Raw genomic sequence first — 15,153 nt, 5'->3', positions numbered from 1 at the left:
TTCATTTCTTCCTCTTTTTTTCATTCACCGTACGCTTTAATTCCTCTAAAGCCTCCCCAAAATGCTTAGAATACATGGTGGGATTTCCCTTAAGCTGTGATCTTTGATAATATCCCTTAAGCTTTCTAAACTGCAGCCTGTGCTCTTTTTCCACCGAATACCTGCTGCGCAGTTCCGTAATTTCTTCCCTGACTTCTTCCACAAATTCTGTTGGATTTAATTTGACCCGTTCCTTAAGGGCGCCAAATTTTTCTTCAATGCTGTCCATCAGCTCGTCAACACGGTCACTTCTCTCCTGCTTGCGGACCGCACGATCATCATTAACAACCGCAATAATAACGTCCAGGCGTTTCTGGATACGCTCCATCTCCTCTTTTGCCTTTTCAAGCCCAATCAGTATATCCCTCAAATCCATTGCAGCCTTGAAGGAAAGTGTAAAGTCAACCACAATATATTCCGTTACAATAATCGTAACCACCGTGACCACTGCCGCCGGAATGGCAAATACCACTTTTTCAACGCCCTTATGCACAAATTCCGTCATAAGTATGGTCAAAAACCCCCATGCAATTGTGGACGAGAGACAAATATGGCCCTTATAGTTAAAGCGCTGATTGGAATAATCCCAATACCGCACCTTAAAAAGAGCCTCCATTGTCATTCCTGTAACTAACTCTAATGCGGTGGCGCCAAGGCACCCCGCCACATAGGTCAGAAATATATTTTCCTGAAAGGGCATGGAAACCACCAGCATCATAATAGCCCCGCTCCCATAAATGGGCAAAAAAGGCCCTCTCATAAAACCACGGTTTACAAACCGTCTGTTCTTTATCGCAACGTAAGTAGATTCGAAAATCCAGCCAAAAAAACAATAGAAATAAAAGAAAAACAGCCATTGTATCACTGAATATTGGTGCATTTTCCCTTCCTCTCCCGTATTTTTACATAAAATTAATAATTTCCTCTTTGGGCGCCTTCGTATATTCCACATTAACAGCCTTAAGTACTGGTCCCTCGCCGCCATAATCTGCAAAATATTCCTGCGCCACCTTAGCCGTCACCTTCACCCACTGTTTATCGCTGAGTTGATCCGCTTTGTCATACGCACAGGCAAAACCCAAAAACGCCATATCCTCCGCACAGCAGGTCATTGCCATACGGCCGGGCACAAAATATCCTCTGGGAAATTCCGCCGGCTTCAGCACCATAGCCGTAAACTGCACAGTCTTATCGATATATCGTTCCAAATTATCCAAGCTGTCCAAATACCAGATTCCATAGCCCTCATTATCCAGCTCAATAACGGACGCATCCAGACTATACGGAAGGTCGTCCTCAAAAATCTGGTTCACCTCCCCTTCGGAATCCTCAAAGACAATCTCCGCCTTTTGATTGATTGCTTTTACATTCCTCTTATAAACACTTAAGTCCTCCACATCATCACAGCGGTTAAAGATAATCAGCTCCGACTGACGCAGCATTTCCGCTAAAAGAGATTTCATATTGGTAAAATACATGGGGAAAGTAGATGCGTCAATGGTTGTGATCTGCTGTTCCACCCGCCAGTGAAAGGGCAGCTTCATATTCTTAAAATTCCACATCCCATTATATTCAATGATGATGCGTTCAGGCTTATACTTTTTTTCCAGCTCTAATAAGTGAGATGTGTTAAAATCATCTTCCGCCTCAACCATCACCATATTCGTACGGCTCTTTTTCAAAAGGTCTTCTTCGTACTCTATTTCCCCCTCCTCACAGACAATCAAAAGGGTCTTTCCTCTTATCTGAAAATAAGGCTGTTCCAGCGTATAACAGATAAATTCTGTTTTCCCACTCTCCAAAAAGCCATTGATGATATAAACCGGTTTCATAATAATCCCCCATTCTCGCCAACAATCCGCAAATCCTCCATACCTGCCAGCAAACGCTGATTTGGATATTGGCACAAATTCCTGCTATGTCTGCATATTTCGTAGTTTATTTTGCAAATAGTGATTTCAGTCTGTCCTCTTTCAGCTTCGAACCAATCAAGCAGAACTTCCCTGTCACATCCGGCTTACCATCACGGATATTGCTCTCGCCGGGCACATAATCAAAGTATACCCAGCCGCCTGCCTCCCCTGGCACCATACCCTTTGCCCGCAGCACAAAGCCATACTCTCCTTCGTTTTCAAGTTCTTCCAAAATACGTTCAATCTCCGCCTTGCTGTAGGATGATGGCGTTTCCATCCCCCAGCTTGTAAAAACCTCGTCCGCATGATGGTGTCCGTGGTCATGGTCATGGCAACCGCAAGTGCAATCCGGCCCGTGGTCACGTCCATGGTCATGGTGATGTCCGTGACAAGCTTCGTCATGGTCATGATGATGCCCACAGCTCTCCCCATCGTGGTCACCTTCATCGTGATGGTGGTGCTCATGCACATCCTCACTATGATGGTGGTGGCCGTACTCATCCTCACTGTGATGGTGGTGGCTATGCTCATTTTCCCCGTGATGATGGTGCTCATGCACATCTTCTCCGTGATGGTGATGATGCTCGTGGCCCTGTTCATCTTCCCTGCTCACTTTAAGCTCCGCCATCAGCTCTGCTTCTAAGTCCTTAGCCCCTTCAATCGTTGCCAGCATATCCTTTCCATCCAAATCATCCCAGGGGGTTGTGACGATAGTCGCCTTTTTATTGTGTTCCCTGATTAGTTCTATGCATTTATCCAACTTATCTTTAGAAATATTGCCTGTCCTGCTTAAAATAATCGTACCTGCGTGGGCAATTTGATTGATAAAAAATTCCCCAAAATTTTTCATATACATTTTGCATTTGGAGGCATCAACCACGGCAACGGCACTGTTTAGTGTAACCTTGCCGGTATCAATCACATTCCGGACCGCATTCATAACGTCTGAGAGCTTACCTACCCCTGAAGGCTCAATCAGGATTCTTTCCGGATCGTAAATTTTCATGACTTCCTTAAGCGAAGCGCCAAAATCGCCCACTAAGGAACAGCAGATACAGCCTGAATTCATTTCCTTAATTTCAATACCGGCTTCTTTCAAAAAGCCGCCGTCAATCCCAATCTCTCCAAATTCATTTTCAATCAAAACCACTTTCGTATCGCTAAGGGCTTCTGCCAACAGTTTTTTAATCAATGTCGTTTTTCCTGCGCCCAGAAAGCCGGACACAATATCAATTTTAGTCATTTCAATCCTCCATTTCCATCCTGAAACCACTTTGCAAATCATAGTTTTCCCAGAGCCTTTTTGACACGCTCCGGACAGCGGCTGTTGACATACCTATCACTTTAACCGCTATCGTATCATTATAATAACTTCATTTCGGGAAGTCAAATATGGGCCTTCCAATCCACCTCCTTAAAACCAGGGCACACGTAATCCTCCGTAATAAGCAGAGGGCGCTTTACCAGCATACCATCTGATGCCAGCAAATGCAGCTGTTCCTTTTCAGACATATCTGCCAGTTTATCCTTCAATTGTAACTCCTTATAAAGCGTACCACTGGTATTAAAAAAACGTTTTAACGGTAATCCACTTTTCCGGTACCACTTCTCGAGCTCCTCCTTTGTGGGATTTTCCTCCCTGATTGGCCGTTCCTCATAATCAATATTATTTTCTTTCAGCCATTTTATGGCCCTTTGACAAGTACTGCATTTACTGTATACCAAAACTATCGGCTTCATTTCTCATCTTCCTTTCCAGCTTATCCGCCTGTTCCTATTCTATGAATCCGCCCCATCTCCTAATACTGAAAATGAGACTCAAATTCTACCCCTATACTAGTATATCCCATACATAAAAGCAAGCCGGACTTCTTTTTTCCTTTCTTTTATTTTTCTCCCTTTTCGGGAAAGTGTTCCCAGTGCATAAATTTCCCTTTATAAAGCATATTTCTATGCAAATCACTTAAGCCCGCAACAACTTAAGCGTTCTATAAACTGGAATTCTGATAAGACATAATTAATAGCATTTATTGACTGTTATATCTTATCTTTAAAAAGTCCTCAAACCCTTGCACATGTTAAATTCAAAGTAAGTGAGTTGCCCTTAGGCTTTCCCTTGTATTATATCCTTTTCCCAAACAATCCAACGGATTGTTTTTGTTACGAACACTCATAGGGGCAAAAATAAGGGAAGGAAAACCTGTAACAGATTATAACACAATATAAATCAGGCAGGAAGAACTGATTGAGGTGCTTTCTTGATTTCTCCGAAATTTTAATTAACAAAGGATATATAAGATATGAAATTCATATATGCACAATACAATATGTACCACAACAGCATTGATGTAACCACCTTTGATGGATAATCCTACGGATTGACTGTAACAAAGCGGAAGATGGATTACGGACTACTCCCGGCGCTCAATGTGCGTTAGATGCACTCGCAATAGATGAGCTGCTTGAATATAATTCAATGTTTGGGAGTATAGAATCTCACGCAACATGATGTGTTACATAAAATCGTCAAAAAGCACATGCTGGTTGGTTGTCATTTTGCATATGATGTGCAAGAATGTATCTTGTCTGAATGGCCGGAAGATAATATTTATAGGGAGATAAGATATATGAGTTTAGGATCAAATATATGTTTTTTGAGAAAGCAGAAAAAGTATACACAGGAACAACAAAACAAATTCGGAATGCACGGATATGTGGCAGCTTATATTTTGCCAGAAGGGTTTGATACAAAATCCCCCGGTGTAGAGTACTCTGAAAATGTAGAGGCTGACTATGCAATGATTACCATTAAAGAGCCTTTTATACGGCCCTTTGAGAGAATACCTACGTATATAAGATGAGCATGGAATATCTTCGGGCAAATAATTTTAAAGAAAAGCACCAGGATAACATTGTCAGTTGTTTTGAACATGAATATGAAGAAAATGGAATTGTATATATGGATGTTTATATTCATGTTGATGGTGTTACTAAAGTGGATGTCTTTTCACAGTTTAATTGAAGTGGTACAGATTATAGAAACAGGAGATCAATTTTTACTCTATTGAAATAATAGTGTTTTATTTTTATGTCTAAAACCGCCCCTCTACCAATAGGAAAAATTGTATGATTGGATCCATGACCAAAATCGTCACAATAAGCCACAAGAATCCTATATTTTTTACCAAACCGTTCCAGTATTTCAAACAACAGTGGCGAAATATCATCTGAATAGTGTCCAAACAACAAACCTGTTACTTGTTCCATCAACCGGCTTTGTCCAATACAAGTTAAGAACATGCTGAGATCTTGAACGGATTGAAATTTATCAAGTTCTTCAATAAATAATATATAATTCCTATCTGTTTGATATGGAAAGAATCTGTTTCCTAGCGTCAAAACAAAATTAAGTAAATATCCGCCAACAAGGCTTCCTTCGCAACATTCTTGGCTTCAATCTGTAAGTGGTAATTTTAATCCCCCCAGTTCGGGGGGATTAAATCATTCCAAGACCTTTGTAGTCTGTTCTTCCAAAATGCGTTTGTATTATACTGCTATTCTTTGATATTAGCCATATTTTTCATAGGTTCTCCCCATTTTCCGAGATACCTTCCATCAATGGAAGAATATGTATCTTCGCCCGGAGCTAATACCGGAGCGGCCTTCATCAATCTTTCTGTAAAGGGAACCTCCATATCCAGCAGTTGTTCATCCTGAGTTACATTACGAATTAAACAGAGAAAAATATCTGATCCATCTCCCATAGGGATTGCTTTTTTCACTTCCAGTTCAAAACTAACAGGGCTTTCTGCAATGGTTGGCACATCCAGCACTTGTCCCTGCTCTACAGTAGGCAGATACTGCATCTTATTAGGTGTGGTTCTGCCATAGGTACAACCATAATAATCTGCCAAAGGCAGCAGCTGTTCAGATACGAGGTTGGCGGAAAATACACCATTTTTGCGTATCAAATCCTTGGTCTGTTTTTCCTCACCTATACAAGCCATTACCCCGAGTCCCTCTGAGGAATGATAATATCCAAACCAACAGAAAAGGCCAAAATGGGGCTGTCCATCTTCCTGTTTTGTGCCATAAAGAAATAGCGCTTGCGGACAGTAATCATTACCGATCTTAGTTTTTACCTTTGCCATCATGTACATCCTTTCCTTTTTTTAATGCTTGTTCCGCTCGCTCCAAGTTGGAAACAATACGGTCAAGATACTGTTCTAATTCCTTGATTTCCACCTTTTCAAAATCCTTAAAAAACAAGCTATTCATTTGCTGAGAGACTTGATTGTAACGTTTCTCTAATGCACGGGCTTTAGGTGTCAGGCTAATTAGGCTTTGACGTCGATCAGAAGCGGAAACTTCCCGACAGATTAAGCCATTTTCCTCCATTCTACAAAGCATTACAGTAAGTGTATTTTTGGCCAATCCCGTCTTTTGTGCAAGTTCCACAATAGGAATGCCTTCACTTTTCCATAACACATAAAGAATATGCCCTTGTGGTCCATTAAATTCATCGACACCACATGTCTGCAAAAGCCGTTCAAAAACTCTCCCTTGAACCTGTTTAATATGAGAAATCAAAAAACCTGTTCGTGTTTCCAGTTTGATCACACCTTTCCTTGCTCCACCGCTTCGCAAGGATAGAAGCGGCAGTTTTGCTGTACAGCGTTAAAAAGGACGTCTCCTTTTCATGATATTAATAGTACTATATAGAACTTATTCTGTCAAGGTGCGAATTCTAATAAAGGGCAGTCCTAAGACCGCCCACTCTCGACACATATATCAACTCATTCAACATCCATTGTTTCCAGCTTTATCAAGGTATTTTAATATCAAATACACCACCTTTTTTATATTGATCATTAAGTAATTATTATGCATGTTAAAGGTTGAAGGTTTATCTCGCTCCTCGGTTCTTACCCTTAAGCGTCCTTTGTTGCTGGTAATCTATGGTTCTCTTTGGCGGATCCTTTCACTGTTCAAGCACGCTTTCCTTATTCTGCTTTTAATTGTCCTCTCCATAAGTTTTCTCCCATTCAGCCACTTGTTCCTTATACGCAATATAGGCGTTGTAGGATTTATGGTAAATCCGGTAACACTGCAACTACACTCATGAGGATTGTTCCAAACCGTTCGGGCTGACTGCCGAATATATCAATGGATTCTTTGATACGGTCAGAGATGTACTCTTTTTTATCTGTTGTATCGCTGCTTCTGCCACACCGCTGGCAATTGCCCTGTCAACTTCACACTCCCAACGCATACGGTATCCGTTATCCGTCTGTATCTGTTCCGCTTTTGGGTTATTCTTCTCCTCATGATCGCCTTTCAGATTTTGCTTGGAAAATTCGATGACCTTTTTCTCAAAATCATCCGGACCGATCATGGTACCCGCAACAGCTTCAGAGTATCTTAGTCTATAACATTCACTTTCATCAATAAGCGCTGAACCGCTACCAAAGAAATCCATTTTGCATCTATCATTTTTATAACCATGCTCCTTTCTCAACGTGCGGATTTGTGCGCTTAAGCACAAATTTGCGGTTGAACGAATGCAACTCTTTCAACCTTTTCTCCCTTGGATGATCTGTGACCGATAGCAATCATTTCCCATTTTCAGCCGATATCTCCATACGAAATCTTCCCCACAACCCCCGATTTTTATATTTGAATGTAAAATCCTTATCTGCCATTTACAATGTATATTTATAAGTCATTTCCCAATAGGCACACAATTTTGAAAAGGAATTTATTTAAATACTCCATTCACCGCCGAAGCATATTCTTCCGGTCTATTTGCTTTCCGTATCTTTTTCAAATATTTCTCTGCGCCTGTAAAGCTTTTTCCGAGATAGAACCAAAGTTCCTTCATCTTAAAAAGTGCATCCTTCTCACTTCCAAGCGCCTCCCTGTAACCTGCATATAATTTATCATGATATTCCTTTAAGGCTTCTTTCGAAATCCGCTCCCCTGTTTTCACTTCCCTTACAAGACCGGGATTTGCCACGATCCCCCTTCCCAGCATAATTCTCTCTACGGTTGGAAATTTTTCTATAAAATCATCATACTGTCTCTTTGTAAATATATCTCCATTATAACAGAGCGGATGGACGCTCTGGGCAAGGGCGTGTGAAAATACGTTAAGATCAGGAGTATTATTATAATAATCCTTCTGCAATCTCGGATGTATGATCACCTCGCTGATGGGATATCGGTTAAAAATTTTCAAAATATCTTCAAACTCCTCCGGAAATTCCAGTCCTATCCTTGTTTTGACAGAAATCTTCAATGAAACCTTCGCTTTATCCATGTCCCGGAATATCACTTCAAAAAAACGATCCAGCCTTCCTGTATCTGCAAGAAATCCACTCCCTTTTGCTTTCCTCACTACCGTAGCGGAAGGACACCCCAGATTCAGATTTATTTCGTAGTACCCCAGTTCTAAAAGCTTATCACATGTATCCAGAAACTGCTCCGCATGATTGGTCAAAATCTGAGGTACCGCATAGACTCCCTGATTATTTTCCGGTGCTGTTTCCTTTCGGTCTCTGGTTTTTAATACTCTTTTTTTCGTGGGCGCAATAAAGGGCATGAAATATTTATCAACATCATCAAAAAGCATATGATACACATTTCGATATACATATCCTGTAACCTCCTCCATGGGCGCTAAATAAAACTGCATCATTATACCTCCCTGCATATCGCAAGCCTAACTTGCGATATTTCGTTCATAAATAGGAATCGTTCAGTCCAGAGCTTTACACTTGCCTTCTCTTTCCTTTTCTCGTATCGCTTTCTGTAACGCATTCAACACCCTCTTTTTATCCATGCTCCATCTTGGCGCAACCAGGTTCGTTTTAGCTCCGTCCCCTGTCATACGGTGAATAACCATTCTCTCAGGCAGCAAGGCGATACAGTCTGCTACCAGATTAACATACTCTTCCATGCTCATCACCTTGCATTTTCCTTCCCTGTATTCCTTCTCTAAATCTGTCCCTTTTATGACATATAGTAATTGTAATTTTATTCCATCCACACCGCTTTTTCCCACATAGGATACCGTTTCCCTTATATCCTCTTTGGTTTCTCCGGGAAGGCCTAAAATCACATGTACAATCACCTGTACTCCTATTTCTTTTAACCTTCTTACAGCCTCGTCATAAACAGATAGCGAATATCCCCTTCGAATATGCTTTGCAGTTTTCTCATGCATTGTCTGCAGTCCAAGCTCTACCCACACAGGCTTTCTCCGGTTCAGTTCTTCCAATAACTCAATGACTTCTTGGGAAAGACAGTCCGGCCTTGTGGCAATGGAGAGAGCTACAATATCCGGATGGGATATCGCTTCTTCATAGAGTACCCTAAGCCTTTCTACCGGAGCATAGGTGTTGGTAAAAGCCTGAAAATAAGCAATATACTTCCCATTTTTTATTTTTTTCTTTACCCGCTCTTTTCCCTTTTCAATCTGGACAGTAATTGCTTCCTCTGCCGTTGCGGAGAAATCACCGGAACCGGCGTCTGAACAAAAGATACATCCCCTTGTATCTAACGTGCCGTCTCGGTTGGGACAGGTAAAACCGCCGTTTAATGCAATTTTATATACCTTTTCTCCGAAAGTATCCTGTAAATAATTGTTTAATGAATAGTATTTCATAATGTCGCTTTATTTTGTTTCCTAATTTTATGTCATAAGCCATGTTGCGCATCTCATGTGTCAGGTTTTATTTGATAATAAGTATATCAAATGCTATAATTCTCCGCTAGTCAGTTTATTGAAAACAAACACTGTCACGCTTCCACAGACTGGCTTATTGTAACAAACACCGCCACACTTCACAGGCTGGCTTATTGTAGCAGACACCGTCACACTTCCCGATCCTGTTTATGATAAGAAAAAATCCACATTTTAACAATGCAGATTTTTTAAGTCAATTTCCACTTAAATTGTATTAAAATAATTGTTCCGACTGCTAAACTGTCACGCTATGCCGCATCCGCAATTTGTCGACCTTGTACATTTATATGGTAATGATCTTTGTAAATCAGTTCCGAAATTGGGACAATTTCATATCCCTGTGTTTCCAATTCATTCAGCAGCCTATCTAATGCCTCAGCCGTATATTCTGCGCCGTTATGGCATAGAATGATGCTGCCATTTCCAAGGTCTTTATGATTGGTTACCGTCTTAAGAATATCTTCCACACCTTTGTTCTGCCAATCCAAGCTATCCACATCCCACTGAATGGGATAATACCCACAGTCCTTTACTACCTCAATGACTGCATTATCGTAATCTCCGTAAGGCGGCCTGAACAGAAACATATCATAGCCGGTCAGTTCTTTGACCTTAGTATGTACCTGCATCACTTCCTCCTGTTTCTCCTCATTGGAGAGCTGACTCATATTCTTATGGTTCTCACTGTGATTTCCAAGGTCATGCCCTGCTGCCAGAATCGCTTTCACATCCTCCGGATAGCTTTCCACCCATCCTCCCGTCATAAAGAAGGTCACATGTATACCATGATTTTCCAATATTTCCAAAATCTGCTCTGTGTCGGAATTTCCCCAGGCGGCATCAAAAGAAAGTCCAACCTTTTTCTCCTGTGTATCCACACAATAAATAGGTAATGCTCTATCTCCCACCATGTGGTTTGCCGTTGTCATATCTACTGTCTGTACAGCTGTACTTTCAAACAGTTTTTCATCGGCATCTCCCAATCCTTCCTTCACAGCTTCGGAAAATAAAACTCCTTTTATTCCATCTGCCACCTGTTCTTCCTGCTGCATTTCTCCTCGCTGCGTTTCCATCTGCTGCCCACTTGATGAACTTTGTACCATCACCGATTGTCCTTCCTCTTGGCTAAGCGCTTCAGTCAGTGTCTCCTTGGTACCACTCCTTTTATTCCCAGCAGGATTGCAGCTTGCAAGCATTACGCTGACCGTTACCGTAAACAGCATAAAAATTATTCGCTTTTTTCTCATAAGTTCTCTCCATTTCGTTTGTTTAAATGTGAAGCTTTGGTTGTTTTTGGGTTGATTTTCAATCTAATCTCCATGATTCCGCTTTGCGGAATCTCAAATCAAAATGAAATATGCCGCCTTTTTAGGCGTTTTTAACATTTTTTCAGGTGAAACTTAGAAATTCTTGGCAAAACAGCCTCTGCTGTGAGCTTTCGAACTTCTTTTCACCCTAGCCCGCTACTATAAGTGACTGTGAAGCAAGGAAAATTGATACTCCTATCATCAGCACCCACAATATAATTCCTCCTGTCCTCATAAGACGTTTCTTTTCTGTTCTATGCTCATTGTCAATATACATTTCCGTACGCATTTTTTCTCCCTTTCCTTCTAATTTCCCATATTTCCAATCATCCGCAAGTTTACTGATGGAAAATCGTTTTTTTATCTAATATATCTAAAATAAGATGTTACTTTATATGTTTTCTCATTTCTTTCCTTAATATACATACCCAACATCTTCCCATAATTTTTCAACCATAACTCTCCAAATTTTATTACAAATATGTGTATTATCTGTGAACTCCAAATCTTCCCATTCGCCCTTCAAAACAAAATTTTTTATACTCCTTTTCACTGTAAGTATATCAAGAATTTTTCCCATTTTTTCTTTTTGTTCTATATCGCTTACTTGTATAGGATTCCTCTGCCTGTCTGCTTCTTTGGTTTCTCCCTGTATCTCGACCTGATAGAGCATTCCTCCCGCCGTATAAAAAAAGCCGCTTTCTCTTTTTTTGGTTCGATATAGGATAAAATATCCATCGCCTTGCCGTACCAGCCCTCCATCAAATATCCGCCATGTGTCATGCCTCCAGCTTTCTGCGTCTTCCTCCATCAAAAGCTCCGTACAAAAATCCCATATGGTATCATAATTCTTTTCCCCATCAACCTCTATCACATAACCGGCCAGCCTTATATGCTGTTCTTGATAATATCTATTATAAATTCGAACTCCATACACAGGTTCTTTCCCTTTTTCCTCTTGTGCTATTCCCTCTAAAACCACACAATCCCAATTGATCCCTTCATATACAAGTACACTCCATATAAGGTCACATACATTCTCATCCAAAAGAGCTTTTCTCAAAGTGTCCTGCTTTTCATCTATACCAAGCTCCCGCAGCATTTTCTGCACTGGTCCGGCTTCTGTGCTTTTATTTGAAAGCTTCTCGATGTCTATGACAGGTACCCTGACCATACCGTAGTTTTTCTCATCTTCCAAATCCTCCCACTCCCATTTTACTCTCGCAAGCCTATCCTCCATTTGGGCCACCTGCACAAAGCATGCCGGAGGATTCTGCAGTCCAAAATAGATCGTATACAAATCTTTATCCAAAAACGCCTTAAGGTATAGCTCTTGCATCCCATCTAAAGACATAATTTGTCCATCATAAAAGGATTTCCATCTGACCTCCTCCCTCACCAAGCAACATCTTTCCCCATGATTGGTGATGGCGTAATAGAAATTGTCCTCTTTATCCGTATCCTCCCAGGTAAAATTGTAGCAACTAATAATTTCACCCCTATTTGTGATACTGATTCCGGCTCTTGTTCTGTGCTCCGACTGCACACAGGCTTTCATACTTCCCTTGTATCCGCAGCGCACAATCACACCTTCATTTTCCGTGCTAATGCCTGCCATCCGACTGTAAACATCTGTCTTTGCCGTAAGACTTTTGAGCTCTCCGCCAAATTCGCAGCCGCTGATTGTTCCATAATTATATAAACAGATTCCTCCTAAATCCTTTTCTCCTGTAATCAGAGATTTTTTAATGGAAATATCATGAATCGTTCCCGCATTCTCCTCCACCATGCCGTAACCATTTTCGCTGTATAATCCATAAACAGTATGACCGTTTCCGTCAAAATCTCCGGTGAATAATGGAACCTCTCTGTTTTTTCTTGTAAGCACCTGGCATTCCCAATTATCATAGTTTTCCATATCATTTAAGTAAATATCACTCATCAGTCTGCCGCATACAAAAGGCATGTTATGGGTTACCTTCTGCCAGAACCTTTCATAATCGTAAGCAGTGTAAATCTCATAATAGCCATCCTCTGATTCCTTAAGATCTTTAGGTTCCGATGCCTTATAAGCAAGCGCTGCTCCCCCTACCAGCACAATCACAATCCCTGCCATCATAAATACATGATATAGAATGCTTTTTAACATTCTTTCCAATTATCCTCACTCCTCTTAACGGCAATTCAATTAATTTATTATGGTTTTGCCATATGATATTCAAAAACTATTTTGTAAATATTGCCCTAAAAATCTTCATTCATGTTCAAAGCGATTGCATAGGTGTTCTTTACATACTTGCACCTGCATGTTTTCTTGGACTTATATTCCCATGAAAAGTACGGTGCAAGTATCATTATGCGCACATGCAGACATGCTGCATGGCGCGTGTACGCTCAGCGCAGCAGGTGCGCTGAGCTGTTGCATAGGTGTTCTTTTTCATACTTTGTAATTGCAAAAAATATAATCTGTTAATCCAGCCATCCCTTTCCAGCATTTCAGCAAATATATCTTCTTCCTCAGAATAAATATCCCCTTCCTCTATGTCCGCTTCTTCCATCATACACCGGAGATATTCACTTGACGCCCTTTTCCAATTCTCCCGGCTTTCCTGCCAAATTCCTACAAGCTGCTTTCCTTCCTCATTCAATTCCCCATAAAATTCCATCGTAAGCTGGCTAAGCTCATTGCACCAATTGATATCAAAGCTCTCCTGCTCTTGTCGCAGAGACTTCTTAACCGTTGCTATATCATCCTTTATCGTTAGTTCTCTTGCCCCGCCAGCTTCTGTTGTACCATTCTCCTCATACAAAGCTTTTATAAATTTCTGGTCTATCTCATTTGAAAACTCCCCATACACCTCATAAACCCGGCCCGGTATTTCCCTTAGACTTCCTCCTTCCCCATTTAAATCTATCACTGTCCCATCATAATCAACAAATTTTCCCTTTATATCTTTTACGAAGGCATGTCGATAAATCTGTACACTATACCAAATAGTCCTTTCCTTTTCCACCCCCATATGTTCCATCAAATTTTTTTGCGCCCCAATCGCCTCCAAAACCGCTTTCATGTATTCTTCCGCCGCTTTTTTATGAGCTGTATTTTCATACCCCATCCCACAGCTTTTCACATAATTCAAAAGCTGTTCCCGCCATGCTGCTTCATAAGCGCTAAGCATATCATATTCATTTGTTCCACTTCCATAGCAAAGCGCAGACAGATAGAAGTCATCAATAGGATTGTCGTAGCCTCCCACTTTCCTGAGCATTTCCCGATTATCCTCATCATCCTCTACATTTCCCATCAAAAAGCGGCTTTTTCGAAAAGGCAGCCGCTCATTTTCTCCACCCGCTCCTCCTATTCCCAGTCCGGCAGCGTATGTCAGGAAAAATAAATCCAAAGACAATAAAATAAGACAGGAAATTGATATCATAAATCTTTTCCCTGTCTTTTTTCCTGTTTCGCCTTTTACATCCCTAAACATAAAATGATGCCCCTTTCTTTCGTACAGCCTTATAGTTATAGCTTACACGCCCTATGCATCAAATCCGCATCATTTTTGCATCAAAGTTGCATCATTTTATTTGGGAAATATAAAATTTTCCGCCTCTTTTAAAAAAGCGCGAGATGAGACCCAAACAATATTACCTCTCAAAAAAACGCATAAAATCAGGAAAGTAAAAGGTACGTTACCCTGTGTGATTCAACTTTGATTCAACACTTACGTACACTTATGCCGCCTTGGAATAATCAATGACAGCAATTTCCTGCATAAGCTGTTTCGCTGAATTTACAAGAGATTCCAGATGTCCTGCAACCTCATCCGAATAATATTTCTCACCGCATTGTTCACATTCCTCACAAGGTACGTTTTTGATGATAATAATACAGTTTTTATAATTTACGACATGAGTTGTCAGGGATGAAGCTGTGGTTTTACATTTACAATCAATGACATGATACTGGGGTCAAAAGCCCCCAATTGTTCCTTGAAACTTAATATTTTACAATCAATACAAGCTTTTTGGTCTTTCATGAGCTATAATAAAAGTAGCTTTTGAAAGGTGGTATGTTACATGTCGTTTAAAACAAATGATTGCCAACAGTTATCATTAGATGACAGTTTTATAACTCTGACTGAACGAG

General features: G+C 40.7%; 15 protein-coding genes and 2 pseudogenes. 2 read left to right on the top strand and 15 right to left on the bottom strand.

Annotation, left to right across the window (positions count from 1 at the left end):
* Position 1: 1 nt before the first annotated feature.
* The 4 genes from D5281_RS19030 to D5281_RS19015 form a co-directional block, all read right to left on the bottom strand.
* Positions 2 to 919 (bottom strand): putative ABC transporter permease, encoded by a 918-nt coding sequence (locus D5281_RS19030; RefSeq protein ID WP_160561655.1) that lies wholly within the window; start codon positions 917 to 919, stop codon positions 2 to 4.
* A 22-nt stretch (positions 920 to 941) separates the two neighbouring features.
* Entirely contained in the window at positions 942 to 1,871 is a 930-nt protein-coding gene (locus D5281_RS19025; protein ID WP_160561654.1) for a TIGR03943 family putative permease subunit, read from the bottom strand.
* 106 nt (positions 1,872 to 1,977) lie between these two features.
* Complete coding sequence (locus D5281_RS19020; RefSeq protein WP_160561653.1) at positions 1,978 to 3,195, bottom strand: GTP-binding protein; 1,218 nt, start codon at positions 3,193 to 3,195, stop codon at positions 1,978 to 1,980.
* A 143-nt stretch (positions 3,196 to 3,338) separates the two neighbouring features.
* A complete protein-coding gene (locus D5281_RS19015; RefSeq protein WP_160561652.1) occupies positions 3,339 to 3,692 on the bottom strand; it encodes an arsenate reductase family protein in 354 nt (117 codons plus the stop codon).
* 560 nt (positions 3,693 to 4,252) lie between these two features.
* On the opposite strand from D5281_RS19015, the pseudogene D5281_RS19010 reads away from it, so the two are divergent.
* Both D5281_RS19010 and D5281_RS19005 read left to right on the top strand, forming a co-directional pair.
* Positions 4,253 to 4,461, top strand: a pseudogene (locus D5281_RS19010) (DUF6061 family protein).
* Positions 4,462 to 4,579: 118 nt separating this feature from the next.
* On the top strand, positions 4,580 to 4,813 hold the full coding sequence (locus D5281_RS19005; protein WP_160561651.1) for a hypothetical protein: 234 nt from the start codon (positions 4,580 to 4,582) through the stop codon (positions 4,811 to 4,813).
* Positions 4,814 to 4,985: 172 nt separating this feature from the next.
* On the opposite strand, the pseudogene D5281_RS27230 reads toward D5281_RS19005, so the two are convergent.
* From D5281_RS27230 to D5281_RS27015, 11 genes and pseudogenes are all read right to left on the bottom strand, one after another.
* A pseudogene (locus D5281_RS27230) lies at positions 4,986 to 5,378 on the bottom strand (S66 peptidase family protein); the annotation flags it as partial.
* 128 nt (positions 5,379 to 5,506) lie between these two features.
* A complete protein-coding gene (locus D5281_RS18995) occupies positions 5,507 to 6,106 on the bottom strand; it encodes a flavin reductase family protein (protein WP_277935463.1) in 600 nt (199 codons plus the stop codon).
* A complete protein-coding gene (locus tag D5281_RS18990) occupies positions 6,084 to 6,572 on the bottom strand; it encodes a MarR family transcriptional regulator (protein WP_330585160.1) in 489 nt (162 codons plus the stop codon). The genes D5281_RS18995 and D5281_RS18990 overlap by 23 nt, the downstream gene beginning before the upstream one ends.
* Positions 6,573 to 7,071: 499 nt before the next feature.
* A complete protein-coding gene (locus D5281_RS18985; RefSeq protein ID WP_160561649.1) occupies positions 7,072 to 7,431 on the bottom strand; it encodes a hypothetical protein in 360 nt (119 codons plus the stop codon).
* A gap of 279 nt (positions 7,432 to 7,710) precedes the next feature.
* Complete coding sequence (locus D5281_RS18980) at positions 7,711 to 8,649, bottom strand: tRNA dihydrouridine synthase (protein ID WP_330585159.1); 939 nt, start codon at positions 8,647 to 8,649, stop codon at positions 7,711 to 7,713.
* Positions 8,650 to 8,709: 60 nt separating this feature from the next.
* Positions 8,710 to 9,618 carry a TIGR01212 family radical SAM protein gene (locus D5281_RS18975; RefSeq protein WP_160561648.1) on the bottom strand — a complete coding sequence of 303 codons (909 nt, stop codon included), beginning with the start codon at positions 9,616 to 9,618 and terminating at the stop codon, positions 8,710 to 8,712.
* Between the two features lie 329 nt (positions 9,619 to 9,947).
* Positions 9,948 to 10,946 (bottom strand): polysaccharide deacetylase family protein, encoded by a 999-nt coding sequence (locus D5281_RS18970; protein WP_330585158.1) that lies wholly within the window; start codon positions 10,944 to 10,946, stop codon positions 9,948 to 9,950.
* A 208-nt stretch (positions 10,947 to 11,154) separates the two neighbouring features.
* Positions 11,155 to 11,295: a hypothetical protein gene (locus tag D5281_RS18965; RefSeq protein ID WP_160561647.1), complete on the bottom strand. Its 141-nt coding sequence runs from the start codon at positions 11,293 to 11,295 to the stop codon at positions 11,155 to 11,157.
* Positions 11,296 to 11,421: 126 nt separating this feature from the next.
* Positions 11,422 to 13,164, bottom strand: a complete 1,743-nt coding sequence (locus tag D5281_RS18960; protein WP_160561646.1) for a hypothetical protein — start codon at positions 13,162 to 13,164, stop codon at positions 11,422 to 11,424.
* A gap of 196 nt (positions 13,165 to 13,360) precedes the next feature.
* A complete protein-coding gene (locus tag D5281_RS18955; RefSeq protein ID WP_160561645.1) occupies positions 13,361 to 14,491 on the bottom strand; it encodes a hypothetical protein in 1,131 nt (376 codons plus the stop codon).
* 247 nt (positions 14,492 to 14,738) lie between these two features.
* On the bottom strand, positions 14,739 to 14,960 hold the full coding sequence (locus tag D5281_RS27015; protein ID WP_334296626.1) for a type II toxin-antitoxin system MqsA family antitoxin: 222 nt from the start codon (positions 14,958 to 14,960) through the stop codon (positions 14,739 to 14,741).
* Between the last annotated feature and the right edge of the window lie 193 nt (positions 14,961 to 15,153).

It is taken from the genome of Parablautia muri, from assembly GCF_009917485.1.
GTDB classification, from domain to species: Bacteria; Bacillota; Clostridia; order Lachnospirales; family Lachnospiraceae; genus Suilimivivens; species Suilimivivens muri.
The sequence above is the reverse complement of the archived record's forward strand: the minus strand, read 5'-3'. Positions and strand labels throughout refer to the sequence as shown.

Coding starts and splice junctions, on each gene's coding strand:
- D5281_RS18995 (WP_277935463.1), bottom strand. CDS start 6,106: ATGATGGCAAAGGTAAAAACTAAGATCGGTAATGATTACTGTCCGCAA.
- D5281_RS18985 (WP_160561649.1), bottom strand. CDS start 7,431: ATGGATTTCTTTGGTAGCGGTTCAGCGCTTATTGATGAAAGTGAATGT.
- D5281_RS18975 (WP_160561648.1), bottom strand. CDS start 9,618: ATGAAATACTATTCATTAAACAATTATTTACAGGATACTTTCGGAGAA.
- D5281_RS19015 (WP_160561652.1), bottom strand. CDS start 3,692: ATGAAGCCGATAGTTTTGGTATACAGTAAATGCAGTACTTGTCAAAGG.
- D5281_RS19005 (WP_160561651.1), top strand. CDS start 4,580: ATGAGTTTAGGATCAAATATATGTTTTTTGAGAAAGCAGAAAAAGTAT.
- D5281_RS18970 (WP_330585158.1), bottom strand. CDS start 10,946: ATGAGAAAAAAGCGAATAATTTTTATGCTGTTTACGGTAACGGTCAGC.
- D5281_RS19025 (WP_160561654.1), bottom strand. CDS start 1,871: ATGAAACCGGTTTATATCATCAATGGCTTTTTGGAGAGTGGGAAAACA.
- D5281_RS19020 (WP_160561653.1), bottom strand. CDS start 3,195: ATGACTAAAATTGATATTGTGTCCGGCTTTCTGGGCGCAGGAAAAACG.
- D5281_RS18965 (WP_160561647.1), bottom strand. CDS start 11,295: ATGCGTACGGAAATGTATATTGACAATGAGCATAGAACAGAAAAGAAA.
- D5281_RS19030 (WP_160561655.1), bottom strand. CDS start 919: ATGCACCAATATTCAGTGATACAATGGCTGTTTTTCTTTTATTTCTAT.
- D5281_RS18980 (WP_330585159.1), bottom strand. CDS start 8,649: ATGATGCAGTTTTATTTAGCGCCCATGGAGGAGGTTACAGGATATGTA.
- D5281_RS18955 (WP_160561645.1), bottom strand. CDS start 14,491: ATGTTTAGGGATGTAAAAGGCGAAACAGGAAAAAAGACAGGGAAAAGA.